A 301-nucleotide genomic window follows, 5' to 3' on the forward strand; every position below is an offset into this window, starting at 1 on the left:
GGCCGGCGGGACCGGAGACGTGGCGTTCCGGGTGCTCGCCGCGGGCGGCCCGCGCAGCCGTGGGACGGTCCTCTACATCAACGAATCGGTGCTGCGTGTCGGCGCCGAGCGGGCACGGGCGCGCAAGGTCGACGAGGCCGGCGACCGACTCGCCTTCGTGACCGGCAATGGAGAGACCCTTCCGCTGCATGACGCGACTTTTGATTCGTACACGACCGCCTTCGGCGTCCGGATCGGGCCGCGGATCGAGACGGCTCTCGCGGAGCCGCGGCGGGTCCTCGAGCAAGGCGGGCGGTGCTTG

1 protein-coding gene is annotated in these 301 nt (G+C 72.1%); it reads left to right on the forward strand.

Features of this window, described 5'->3' with window-relative positions:
- On the forward strand, positions 1–301 hold a 301-nt coding region (locus tag MKK63_RS29905; RefSeq protein ID WP_244007998.1), incomplete at both ends, for a class I SAM-dependent methyltransferase.

It is taken from the genome of Methylobacterium sp. J-088 (genome assembly GCF_022829295.1).
Lineage (GTDB): Bacteria > Pseudomonadota > Alphaproteobacteria > Rhizobiales > Beijerinckiaceae > Methylobacterium.